Here is a 13,783-nt window from a genome sequence, read left to right as displayed (position 1 = left end):
ATTATTTCATATATTAAAAAACATAATAACCAAAATGTTGTATTTTGTTAAACTTAACTGCATAGAAAATTGGGGTTTTTCTATATGGTGATTTTATTATGTTTTTAGAAAGGAAAAAAACATTTTATGTTAAAAAAAACATTCATCTTATCTTTAAGTGTAATTCCAGTAATGGTTACGGTTTCATGCGGAAATGTGCAAAATACTAAAAAAATTTCTGAAAAAACTACCAACTTAAAAAAACATTACAATGAATTAGAAACAAACATCAAAAATTATAAACAAACTCACTTTCCACAATTCGCAAATAATAATGGCAACAATTTTGGCGAAATGTTCTTAAATGAGAAAAAAGACATAAGCAAATTTATAAATGAAGTTGCAAGCTTTAGTAGTGATATTTTTAAAAAAATAGAAAATTTACAAACAAAAAATTGAGAATTTGAAACAAATATTGATAAAAACTCTGATGAATACAAATTATTTGCTTTTTGATTTCCAACTGAAAAAACTCACAGCCAAGGAATGGAGGCGTTAGAAAACTCTGAAACAGTAATAAATGATGCAAAAAGTCAAATTAATGAAAAAATTTCAACATTACTGAATGAAAATTTAAACTCTAACAATAAATTAAATGATCTTGCTAATTATTTTAAACAACTTGGAGAAAATGAAGAAGTTATAGATAAGGATTTACAGACAAAAATAAAAGATGCTTATTCATTTTTAAAAGAGTATTTATACAATAGAAGTGAAGATTATGACCATTTTAAAATTTTAGAACATGAACATAATCATGAACACGAACATGAACATGAAAACAATCACTCTGGCATATCATCACAACATAATCATAGTCATGCAATATTAAATATCATTAGAACATCAATAATTGAAAATAAAGACTTATTTAATAATTATTTAAATAAATTGGTTGATTATTATAAAGGTTGAGACAAATCAGATAATAAATTTATGATATTAAAAAACAAAGATGATAGAGATAAAGTTAACGATTTAGTTGTTAATCACATTATCCCTAAATACAATGAATTAAAAGAAAAAATTAATTTAGCAGAAACTGAGATGCAAAAAATGATTGATGACTTTGATAATTTACTAAAACCTCTAAAAAGTATGTGTGGTATTTTAAAATTTGATGAAAATGAATTATTGTTATAAAAAAACACTTAATTAGTGTTTTTTTTATTTACAAAATGCATTAAGAGCTATTTCAAACATTGTAGAAAATTCATTTAGTCTTTCATCACTCGTCATAGATTCATGAGTTATTAAATTCTCAGAAATAGAAAGAATTGCTCCAGCTTTCTTATTTGATCTTTTCGCTGTTGCAAAAAGTGCAAAACATTCATTATCTACACAATCACTTTTTGTAATTCTAATTGTTTCATCAAGTGGTCTAATCGAATAAAAAACATCTGTAGTATGAACACAAACTTTTGATAAATTAATATTCATATCCTTTGCTGAATTATTTAATAATTGAACTATATCTTTTGATGGTTCATTTTCTATTTCTTCCTTACCAGTCATTAGCTTAACAAAACCATAACCATCGGCAACAGCTTTTGTTACAAGAACTGGTGTTTTTATTTTTAAATTTTCTTTATATGAACCAGCAGAACCTAATCTAACTATAGTGTCAACATTATAAACATTAAATAATTCATATGCATAAATTCCTATAGATGTAGGACCCATCCCACTTGCGCCAATTGTAATTTTTTTACCATTATAAAAACCAGTATAAAAATAAATGTTTCTCACGCTTGAAACTAACTTCACATCTTTTAAATATTTTTTTGCCATTAATTGAGCACGAAGAGGATCCCCCGGCATTAAAACAATTTTTGCAATATCGCCCGGTTCACAAGATATATGTGGTGTAGCCATTTTTTCTCCTTAATTAATATATCTTTTTATTATATATGAAACATAAACATATTACTTTTTCTATAAATTATGTTTTGAATAATCATAAAAAACATAATTACTTGATGCTTTTTTTCGCATAAAAGTAAAATGAAAAAACAAATTTTAATTTTAAGTAGATCAACATTCTTATCACTACCTTAGCAATATTTACTGTTAGTAATGCTAGTGGTGAAAACTTTTGAAAATAAATAAAAGTGATACACTTAGTTATTTAAGTGAGAATTTGATAAATTAGATAAAAATGGAAAGTGTTGGTATTAAGTATGTAGCTAATTTTAATTTTAAATGTACCTTTTAATACCTTATCATGCAAAAAAATTAAAATAATATTATTGATGAGAAAACAAAAAATTTAAGTAAAAATGAATTAAAAAAATTATGCAAAAAATAAGATTTTTCAATGAATTTTAGTCAAAAACATTGAAAAAATAAATATATACTAACAAGTTTGCGTCCTTAGTAAATTAGTTTATAAAACAGATAAATTATGAGGGGGTGACACAAATAATGATGGTTAAAATTTCAATCAAGAAGATAATAAATTATTAACCAATATAGGGATACATCTATTAATAAAAATTAAAAATAATTTTAGTTAGTTCTCTTTTCGCTTATCAAAAGGTTTATAAAATAATAAAAGAAATAAATTTTATACAGAAAAAGCATTATTTATCACAACTAGTTCTAATGCTCTAATCGCTAAAAAGTTACTGATAAATATATGCTTAAAGAAGTAGATATTTCTTCAAATTCATATGTTTTAATTCTAAAAAAGTTAATATGGAGAGTTGCTTCTTTTTTATAGAATTAGAACTCATTTAAAAATCTATATAAATTCTAACAAATAAAAAATATCCAATGGGGGCAAAATATAAAATAAATAAACCATGATGGTTTATTTATTTTTATTAAAAAAACTTTTAATAGTTTTTCAATTAAGTTCATTAGTTGACTTCAAAAGAAGAGATGCATCCTTAAACAATTTATCATTATTATTAGTGATTGCTATTGATTTAATATTAGCATCATTAAGCGCATTAATGCCAGCTACAGCATCTTCAATGCCAACACATTGCTCATTATTTAAATTTAAATCATCTTTAGCAATTATAAATATATCAGGCGCGGGCTTACCCCTTTTAACTCTAGCTGGATCAACAATTACATCAAAATAATCTTTAACACCTAATTTTTCTAAAATTAGTGGAGCATTATAACTTGATGAAGCAATTGCTGTTTTAATTTTATCTTTTTTTATATCTTTTAAAAATTGTTCAATTCCTGGTAATAGATAGTCTTTATTTACATATTTATTCAAATATTCTAAATAAAGATTATTTTTCTTTGTGCATAAATCATTTAATTCATTATCACTTAAATCATTTCTAAAATTTTTTAACTTAAAAATAGCCAATAAAGTATCTTTTCTAGGTAAACCCCTTAATTTGTCATTTTCTTCTTCACTATATTCTATTCCGAATTCTTTTACAATTTGTTTCCAAGCCAAATAGTGTAATTGCGCAGTGTCTGTAATAACTCCATCCAAATCAAATAAAATGCCTTTAATCATTTTTAACCTCAAATATTTTGACTTTATGATTTATTTCTACTTCATTATCATCAATAAAAACATTAAGTTTTTCTTCAGGGTTTAATGTTAATATACTAAAATTATCTTTTTTGATATCAACTAATAAACCAACACCTTGATATATTACTTTATAACTTAAATGATCTCAATGTTTAGGTAGTCTTGGATTAATATGAAGTTTATCATCATATCAACCTAAACCACCAAAACCAAACACAACCATTTGTCAAATAGCCGCTATTGATCCAGCATGAATACCTGCATCAGAAGTATGCATTCAAGGACCAAAATCAATATTTATACCATATTTAAATAATTTATATGCTTGTTCCATTTTATTTAATCTTACCGCTTCTATACAGTATGTGGCAGCCGAAAGTGATGAATCATATGTAGTAATAGCTTCGTAATAATTAAAGTTTTTATTTCTTACTTCTTTAGAGTATAGTTTTGGGAATAAATATGTTAAAAGAACAACATCTGCTTGTTTAACAATTTGTCCAGAAAGTCTTTTGTGTCCTTCATGAGTGTTAAAAAGTTTTTTACCTGCATCCCCCAACATTTGAAATGGACGAACATCTAAAAGAGGAAGTGATAGAAATGAATCATTTTCAGGAATAATTAAATCATTATTTGGTTTTTGAACCTTAAGCGCTTCTGCAACTTTATACATTTTTGTAAAATCAATAGTATAAGGTATTTTGTTAAGGATTTTTTCTAATAAACCCGGATCGTTTTGCGATAGTTTTTCATAAAATGAAAGAGCTAAATTAATATTATATAAAGCCATTTGATTAATAAAAGCATTATTATCAATGTTTCCTTTATATTCATTAGGCCCCATAACATCTTTAATTGAAAATGAACCATTTATTTCGGGCTCTGCACGATTTGTGTAAAAAAACGCTGTGTCAAAAATCATTTCATAACCCATTTTTTTCATGAATTCTTCATTTTTTGTAAAACAATAATATTGATATACAGCATACGCAATATCAGCAGATACGTGGATTTCTTGTCTACGACTAGCAATAGGGATTTGTTTTCCTGACTTAACATCTGTTTGACCCCAATAAGGACAAACTTCACCATCAGTAGGCCAAGCCATTTCTCATGGATATTGAGCTCCTAAAAGAAAACTTTCTTCGTTTCTTAACTTTTTTTCATAAGCTTTATCACGAGCTCCCTTTATTCCTTTATAGCGGTATGTCAAAAGACGTTCAACTACATGAGGATCAGTAAATAAATAATTAGGATTTAAAAACAACTCAGTATCTCAATACGTATGTCCTTGGTATCCTTCTCCAGATAACCCTTTAGCTCCAACATTACGATTTGTAGAATTTTTAGGTACAAAATTATTAAGATGAAAAATTGCAAATTTTAATGCAAGCGAATCATATTTACTATCTTCGTCTCCATCAATTTGAACAAAAAAGTTTTGTCAAACCTTTTGCATTGCATTAATTGAGTTGGTTCTTAATGTGTCATAATTATTTCTAAGAAGATTAGATAAATTTTGTGATGCATTAACAGCAACTTCATGTTCTGGTAAAATTGTATTTTCCGCATCAATATTAGTATTAACTGACATAAGTTTTTCTAAAACAATTTCATCACCCTGCTTTATTGTTTCTTGAATGTTAAAAAATACTTTTCGGCGTTCTGTTCTAATTTGGTAGTTATCATGACCACCTTTTATTAACTCATTATTTTTAAAAAAACGGGTATAAAGATGGTGAACAACAAATCGATTTGATAGAGTTGTTCTTTGTTCCATACGAAGCGACTCGTTAGTCATTCTTTGTTTTAATCCTTCTTCGAAATGTTGTGCGCCATTATTTGTTACTTGACCGTTTATTCCTGGTCTTATAATAAATGGTATTTCTTCTTTTGCTTCTAATACTTTAATTGAAATTTTTTGAGCATATATATGGATAATATCTTGAGAAACAAAACGTTCAAATTTTAATTCAAATGTTCCATATGGTCTTTTTGCAATTATTTTACGTTCTAACAAGCCATTTTTAATATCTAATGTTTTGATGTATTCATCATCTTCATATACTTCAAAAACTTTTCCATTAAAGATAATAGGTGTTTGGATTAAATCGGCAAGATTAGCTAATTCCGGAACTTCATGCTTTGATGTTTTATTAAAGATACCATTAACAAAAAAATCTTCTTTATTGTATTCTTGAACTTCTTCATCCACACTACGAATACCTAAATATCCATTACCTAATGAAAAAATACTTTCTGTTTTAGCTGTTAAATTTTTATCAAATTTAACTTGTGATATTTTTTCATTAACCGTGTCATACTTTATATATTCCATGCACATCTCCTTTTATAATTTAATTAGAATTGACTCATATGGTCTTAAAATATTTTCCGCATTTTTATTATCTATATAACTAGAGATAATTTGTGTCCCCTTTTTTATATTAACTTTTTTTTCATTTTTTGTCACATTGAGGTAAGCTACTAGTTTTTGGTTTTTATATTTTCTTTCAATTTCTATAACACCAGTTTCTTGTAAACTTATTTTACTATCACCATAAATTAAAACATCATGATATTTATCTTTTCTATAACTAATTAATTGTTTATAAAAATTAAAAATACTATTTTCATTTTTTAAATTGTTAACAACATTTATTTCATGATTTCTTGAATTAACTTTAATTCATGTTTTAGCTCCTTTATTAAATCCAAAATTTATTGTATTATCTCATGTCATTAATGCCCTACCTGAGTCACGACTATTAATGTTGCAGTATTTAATAAATTCATCTTCACTATATACTTTTTTATCATCAACTAATTCTTTAAAACCATTATGTATATCACAATCACGAAATTCATTTCTATTATTAAATTGATTATTTAAAAGTCCTATTTCTTCACCATAATAAATGCATGGTATACCTTTAAGAACAAATAACATTAAAGCATGTGTTTTAGCACTTTCTTTATGAAAAATATTTTCATCTCCTCAGCGAGAAATACTACGAGATGTATCGTGATTTGATAAAAAATTAGTGATCATGCTTGGGAGGACTTTTTTTGAATGCTGAAATGGCTCTTGTTGATATACGAATTCTTTATAATCTCAATTTGAGTCATATCCGTTTCTACCAGTTTGTTTTCCTCATCCGATTCATCATCATGCAAAATTATAATAATTATTTGCTAACTTTTTATTTCCTGTTCCATATTTTAAAAGCTCTTCTAAATTAATACCACTTGCCTCACCAAGTGTATAAGCATCTGGTTTATTACTAAATGCTAATTTATTAAATTTTAAAAGCATTTTGTCTGCGCCCTCACATCAGGCAAAACATGGATTTTTAACTGTTTCTTTAAAATTTTTGGAAACATGTTTAATGGCATCAAGACGAAATCCGCGCACTCCTAAGTTATATCAAAAATCGATAACATCACACATAGCTTTTATAGTATCTTCATGATTTCAATTCAAATCTACTTGTTCTTTGGCGAATAAATGAAAATAATATTTATTTACACTAGGCACAAACTCTCATGCACTACCACCAAAAATTGATGTGGCTTGTTTTTCATTTTCATCCAATTCTTGTCTTCAAATAAAATAATTGTGTTCAGTATTTTTTTCTGATTCACATGCTTTCTTAAATCATTCATGTTCATTTGAAACATGATTTAAAACAATATCCATAATAATATCAATGTTTCTTTTACGAGCTTCATTGGTTAATTTTTTAAAATCTTCAATTGTACCAAATTGTTTTCATACGCTTTTATAATCTAAAACATCATAACCCGCATCAACAAAGTTTGTTTCGTAAATTGGGCATAATCAAATGGCATTAATACCTAAATTTTGTAGATAATCTAGCTTATCAACAATTCCAAGAAGGTCCCCATCACCATCATTATTTGAATCATAAAATGAACGAGGAAATATTTGGTAAATTACTTTGTCTTCTAATTTTATTGTATTCATATAATCTCCTATTTTTCTGATAATATATATGATGTCTGCGCTTGTATAGCATCACTTTTTTTATTATCTATTCTTGAACAAAAAAGCACATTATACTTGTTAAAATCAATAATTTTAATGTCTTTTTTATCAAAATTATGAATAACTCTTAAAGCTTTTTTGTCATCGACTTTTATGCTATAATCAACAATGTTTTCTTTATTATTTTCTTCATCAAATCTTATATATTTATTAATTTCATCACTTGTATTTAACCTGAAATATTGAGTATTTTGTCTAAATTTAATTAAATCTTGAACAAATTCGTAAACATGTTTTTTTATTAATTTGTTATTTAAATTTTCTCATTTTATACCATTTGTATAATCTGTAGATTTGTATGAATTAAAATGATATTTATTTTCATCTGGTTGTAAATTGAAAAAATCACTTGTTTTTGATTTTAAACATTTATTATAATCTTGACCTGTTTTATCAGCTGGCTTAGAATGTGCTAATTCTGTCCCCGCTAAAATAAGTTGTCTACCTTGTGTAGTAATTTGAGCCATTAATGCCATTCTATATTTATTAATAATTGTTTCTATTTTAGCTTTTTTATTTGACTCATCTACACATAGACGATCTCATAATGTTCCTCCATCATGACAAGCAACATACGACAAATTATTGCCGGGATATTTTGTAAATAAATCATATTCACGTTTAGAATAAACTATATTATTATTTCAGTTATAGTTATTTAAACCTCCCACAACACATGATCTATATTGGGCTATTTTCTCCTTGTTTGGAACATCAACAATTCCTTGTCCTTGGCCATGCTCATCTTTTGTCATAATTGATCTTAACGAATCATTAAAATAGCCAAAATGAATTTTATTATCTGTAATACCTTTAACATAAGAATCTTTATATTCTAAGTCTGTAAATTGTCATGCTTCACCATGAACAATTAAATTAGGTTTAATTTCTCTTAATTTTTTAACACAATAATCAAATGTTTCTTTATCAATAAAACTAGACAAATCAAATCTAAATCCATCAACTCCATAATACTCAACAAAATGTTTTAATGATTCATAAATTAATTTCCGTACCATATATCTTTGTGTTGCTAACGGAGGATAAGCAACAGGTCTTATTTTTGATTTATCTCTGTAATAATAACCGGGTAAAATATTATCTAAAAGAGTATTGGTCATCATATGGTTATAAACAACATCTAAAATAACACCTATGTTATTTTTATGTGCTTCATTAACAAACATTTTAAACTCAGAAATTCTTTTATAAGGATCAAAAGGGTCACTTGAGTAATATCCATTAACACTAAAATAGTGCATAGTGTCATAACCTCAATTATAGTTTGTAGTCCATCCGCTTCCATCACCTTTGTTTAAAATTCTTGTATCCATTTCATTTATAGCATAAGTGTTATGTACGGGAAGTAATTGAACATGTGAAACTGAAAGAGATTTTAAATGATCAAAAATATTGTATTTAAGCGCCGATAAAAATGTACCAGTTCTTTCGCTTTGTTTATCTTGAATTAAACTTGTATAATCCCTTATATTTAACTCATATATAAAAGGATCACAAGAAACATTTAAGTCATTTTTAAGTTTATATGTTAGTTCTCCGCATTTCTTATTATTCTTTATATCAACAAGAGCTCCTTTTGGAACTTTATTTTCTTTACCTTCTCAATCAAAAGCGCCAAGCGAATAGGCGTATGGATCGAGCGCAAAAGTTTTTTTGTTATCATCTTGCGTAATAAGGAATTGATAAAATTTACCTTCATATTTATTATTTATAATTGCAACCCAAACATTTTCATCTTTTTTCATACTTATTTTTAAAAATTCATGTTTGTCACAAGTATCATTAAAAAGTAACAATTCAACATTTTTAGCTAGTGGTTGTCACAATTTTATAATAATGTCATTATCGACAAATAAAACGCCTAAATCGCCTTTTTTATATGAGTATTTTTCATCAAAAATAGTAAAAAAATCGTCATTTTGTTCACTTAATTTCATAACAATTACATTCTATATTTTATTTAAATATATTCACAAAAATTAACAATAATCTTGATATATCAAAAGAAAAGTGTTTATCTTTTGTTAAAAAATTTACGTTCTTGATGAAAATTCTTGATGGTAAAACTTAAAGTATTTAGGATTTATATAATATTTTCCAGCTATACAAATGCTATCGTCATCATAACCAAAAAATGTCACAACAACAATATTTTTTTGATCAAATAAACAATCAACTTCTTCATACGAAAGAGAGTAAACCATATTATTAAGCCCATCTCGTTCAGTTAATAAGTCTGTAAGAGACTTATTAAAATCAATAATTTCATTTTTATCCACTTTTTTACAACTTAAATAAATATTTGACTTAGCAATAATTTCATTATCTTTAAAATATGTTTTATCAAATGAACGATGCCCATAAACAAAAAGGATTCGTTTTTCATTCATTCATTGGGGTAAATTTTTATCTTTAATTTCAACACCCTCTTGTGAAGTTGCTCCTATTAAATAGCTAATTGGTTTTATTAAATTATGAAAATTTTCAGCAACAAAATGTCCTCTTTTTGAGATGGAATAAATGGCCCCAAGAGTTTCAAGTTTTTGATATGCTTTAATAACTATACTTCTAGAACAATTAAAACGAATCATTAATGCATGCTCACTAGGTAAAATTTTATTAGTTGGTACCTTTTGTGTTTTAATTAAATCAATTAAATAATCAATAATAACCTGTGTTTTCTTTTTGTCCTGTGAATTAATCATATTAATATATATTATATACAATAAACATTTTGTTATTTTCTTGTTATTTTATAAAGACCGCAACCATATCCTAATGGCACAATTCCTCATGGCTCATTTTTTACATTATATTCATAAATTGTTTTAAAGTGAAAATTTCTGCTTATTTTTTGTATTGGTTTAAGTTGTGTTTTATGTGTAAAAATAACAAAAACAAACATTTCATTCTCATTATTTATATCTTTACGAACTATAATGTTAGAATATTCTTCCGAATCAACGACTAATCAAGGGTCATAAAGAGTTTTTGAATTAGTAGAACTCAAAAAAGGGTATTTTTTTCTTAGGCTATTTATAAGTGCAACCATCTTATAAATCGATTTATCATCTTTAATAATGTCTTCAACATAAAGTAAAGAATTTGAAACATTTAAAAATAAATGCGATTGCACAGCATCAGCTTTTGTTTCAAAAATGGCAGCAATTTCATTTTTATTAGATCATTTTAATGGTTCCCTTAAACCTGGGTCTCCATAATCTCTTGTTCCCGCATAAGATAGCTCATCACCATAATATATAATTGGTTTTGCCGGTAATGACAACAAATAAAAAAGGGCGCAACGGATTGCATCCATTTCATCTGTTGTTATTTTTGAGTAGTTTTTAATTTTTTTAACATTTAAACGATAATAATCAAGTCATCTTGTTGTATCATGATTATCTAAAAAAGGTACTCATTCATTTTTAAATTTAGTATTTTCATATCTTTCAATAATACTTATTAACTCATTGTAAGATAACCTTACATCATCATTATCACGAAAGTGTTTTCATCCATCATAAATTGTATCTAATGCTTTTTGCCCATTATACTCAAAATATTCAAAAGCCTTTAACCCTTCTGTTAACCATTCACCAATCATAAAAACATCATTTTGATTGCTTTCTTTAGTAATTTCATTTGATGCTATACGCAATTCGTTAAATATTTTCGATTCCGTAAAATTATTTTTTTCTTCACTTTCTGAAGAAAAATATTCACTAAAAGCGTCATAACGAAAACCGTCAACACCGATTTTTGTTCAAAATTTTTGAATTGAACAAAGTTCTTCAATTACTTCTTTATTGTTTAAATTTAGATCTGGCATACCAGCTCAGAATCTTGCTAAAAATTTTTTGTTAGTTGCTTTAAAGCTTTGATCAATATTTTTATAAATACTTCTAATTTTTTGTAAGTCGATTCTTGCATCTTTATCATCGGACTTAGGGTGAAAATTATAAAAATTTTCATATTTCTTATTTCCTTTCAAAGCTTCTTGAAATCAAGGATGTTCATAAGAAGTATGATTAAACACTAAATCAAGGTATATTTTTATACCTTTTTTATGAGCTAATTTTAAAAATTCTTTAAAAGCTTTCATGCCCCCTAATTGCGGCGCAACATCACAATAATCAATTACTGAATAACCGTGATATCCAGAAGAAGGATGGATGGGACTTAATCAAATTTGATCTATGCCCAAATTAACAAAATAATCAATTTTATTGATTAGTCCATAAAAATCTCCAATACCGTCTTTGTTTCCGTCAACAAAATTATAAACAAGAACTTGATACATAACATTACTTGATAATTCAATCTTTAAATTATCAACACGATTTTCGCTCTTGTAAAGGTCTTTATATGTAAGGTGTGGATTTTTAATAATATACTTTGCATCATCTCATGAAACGTAATTTTGATTTGGGTGTTTTTTAATAAATTTTTTAAGATAATGATTACTTTTAATTTTTTCTAAAAAGGTAAGTTGTTTTTGTAATTTCATATATTTATTTTATTCTTTTAGATTTTATTTGTATTAATCAACAATAAAATCTTGACATATCAAAAAAACTCTGATGTACAGAGTTTTTATGTTTTATTTTATAATTTGTTGTTCTCATTTTGTTGTATCAATTAATTTTTTTTGAAGTAATTTATCATTTTTTAAATATCCATATTTTGTTTTAGCGATTATTAATATTATCATATTTGATAATGCTATAAATAAAGAAACATATACATATCAAATGTTCATTTTTGGAAGATATTTATATTTAGCAAATTCATTTCCATTTAAATATCCAAAATCAAACACTTTTTTTAGTTGATATTCTGAAACTGAGATAGAGAGGAAGAAAATACAGAAAGAGAATAATTGAATAAAAATTAAATAAATAAAAAATTTTTCAGCATTATTTTTATTTAGAAATAAAACAGTTATAGCAAATATACTTAACAAGAGACCAATTGCAAGGATACTTAAATTTAATAAAATCAGATATGGTAAAAAATTTCTTAATTGATATGAATGAGAGTTAATTAGTGCATCACTTTCTATTTTTTCTTTAGTTGAATGAATTTTTGCTGGATCAACATCTTTTAAAAATGTTATCTCTTGATCAATTCTATTGTAGAAGTGGAATAAATAGCAAATCAATGATGCAATTGTAATACAAATTAATATAATAGAAATTAAAAGTAGGATTTTTCTAACTAAATAATTATCTTTTGATTTTGATAACTTTTCTGATAATTGAAACATTAATTTATCCTTTTGCCAGTTTCAAAATCAAAGATATGAATTCTTTCTTCATTAAATTCTATATTAACTTTTGAATATAATGAATATGTTTCCGAATTGCTTGCAGTAACTATGAATTCAATATCATCTTTCATTAGTTTAACAGTAACAAGTTGTTCCTTACCTATTAATTCTATGTTTTTAATTGCGCCAGGAGTTGATTTGTTTGTTTTTGATGATTTAATATAAATATCTTCACTCCTAAAACCAACGATAAGCTTCTTATTTTTAAGATTATTTGCTAGTTCTTCAGAAAGTCTTATATTTATATCACCAAACTCACTTTTAATTACGCTATCTTGACATGTTGCATCAAAAGTGTTCATTGTTGGGGAACCGATAAATTTTGCAACAAAAACATTAGCTGGCTTAAAGTATAACTCTCTTCCTGTTCCGTTTTGTTGAATATTTCCGTCATTAAATACAACGATTTGATCCCCCATAGTCATTGCTTCAAGTTGGTCGTGTGTAACATATATACTTGTAGCTCCTAGCATACGATGAATATGAACAATTTCACGACGCATACTTTCACGAAGTTTGGCATCAAGGTTTGATAATGGTTCATCCATTAAAAATACTTGTGGTTTTCTTGCGATAGCACGACCTATTGCAACACGTTGTCTTTGCCTCCCAGATAAATCTCGAGGTTTACGATATAAATAGTTTTCAATTTTTAAAATTTTAGCTACATCTTTAACACGTCTATCAATAACATCTTTACGTTCTTTAGCTATTTTTAAACCAAAAGCAATATTGTTATAAACGTTCATGTGTGGATACAAAGCATACGATTGAAAGACCATAGCGATATTTCTTTCGCTAGGTAATAAGTTAT

General features: G+C 26.1%; 10 protein-coding genes. 1 reads left to right on the top strand and 9 read right to left on the bottom strand.

Annotated features, from left to right (window positions below; all coding sequences use genetic code 4):
• The first annotated feature begins 126 nt into the window (after window positions 1–126).
• Window positions 127–1,182 (top strand): MAG5150 family histidine triad lipoprotein, encoded by a 1,056-nt coding sequence (locus T380_RS0101630; RefSeq protein ID WP_027334192.1) that lies wholly within the window; start codon window positions 127–129, stop codon window positions 1,180–1,182.
• 24 nt (window positions 1,183–1,206) lie between these two features.
• On the opposite strand, the gene T380_RS0101625 is transcribed toward T380_RS0101630, so the two are convergent.
• From T380_RS0101625 to T380_RS0101585, 9 genes are all read right to left on the bottom strand, one after another.
• Window positions 1,207–1,914: a purine-nucleoside phosphorylase gene (locus T380_RS0101625; protein WP_027334191.1), complete on the bottom strand. Its 708-nt coding sequence runs from the start codon at window positions 1,912–1,914 to the stop codon at window positions 1,207–1,209.
• Window positions 1,915–2,851: 937 nt separating this feature from the next.
• Window positions 2,852–3,526 carry a beta-phosphoglucomutase gene (gene pgmB, locus T380_RS0101620; RefSeq protein WP_027334190.1) on the bottom strand — a complete coding sequence of 225 codons (675 nt, stop codon included), beginning with the start codon at window positions 3,524–3,526 and terminating at the stop codon, window positions 2,852–2,854.
• The gene (locus T380_RS0101615; protein ID WP_027334189.1) at window positions 3,519–5,885 is read right to left on the bottom strand and encodes a glycosyl hydrolase family 65 domain-containing protein; all 2,367 of its coding nucleotides are present in this window, start codon (window positions 5,883–5,885) and stop codon (window positions 3,519–3,521) included. Before T380_RS0101615 ends, pgmB begins: the two co-directional genes overlap by 8 nt.
• A gap of 12 nt (window positions 5,886–5,897) precedes the next feature.
• Window positions 5,898–7,535, bottom strand: a complete 1,638-nt coding sequence (locus T380_RS0101610) for an alpha-amylase family glycosyl hydrolase (protein WP_027334188.1) — start codon at window positions 7,533–7,535, stop codon at window positions 5,898–5,900.
• 8 nt (window positions 7,536–7,543) lie between these two features.
• Window positions 7,544–9,574, bottom strand: a complete 2,031-nt coding sequence (locus T380_RS0101605; RefSeq protein WP_027334187.1) for an alpha-amylase family glycosyl hydrolase — start codon at window positions 9,572–9,574, stop codon at window positions 7,544–7,546.
• Between the two features lie 96 nt (window positions 9,575–9,670).
• Entirely contained in the window at window positions 9,671–10,342 is a 672-nt protein-coding gene (locus T380_RS0101600; protein WP_245594771.1) for a winged helix-turn-helix domain-containing protein, read from the bottom strand.
• Window positions 10,343–10,374: 32 nt separating this feature from the next.
• Window positions 10,375–12,147, bottom strand: a complete 1,773-nt coding sequence (locus T380_RS0101595; protein WP_051599953.1) for an alpha-amylase family glycosyl hydrolase — start codon at window positions 12,145–12,147, stop codon at window positions 10,375–10,377.
• A 93-nt stretch (window positions 12,148–12,240) separates the two neighbouring features.
• Window positions 12,241–12,906, bottom strand: a complete 666-nt coding sequence (locus T380_RS0101590; protein WP_027334184.1) for a hypothetical protein — start codon at window positions 12,904–12,906, stop codon at window positions 12,241–12,243.
• On the bottom strand, window positions 12,906–13,783 hold an 878-nt coding region (locus tag T380_RS0101585), incomplete at its 5' end, for an ABC transporter ATP-binding protein (RefSeq protein ID WP_027334183.1). The genes T380_RS0101585 and T380_RS0101590, both read right to left, overlap by 1 nt.

This window comes from Mycoplasma elephantis ATCC 51980, assembly GCF_000687815.1.
Lineage (GTDB): Bacteria > Bacillota_I > Bacilli_A > Mycoplasmatales > Metamycoplasmataceae > Mycoplasma_H > Mycoplasma_H elephantis.
This window is presented reverse-complemented; position numbering and strand designations above follow the sequence as displayed.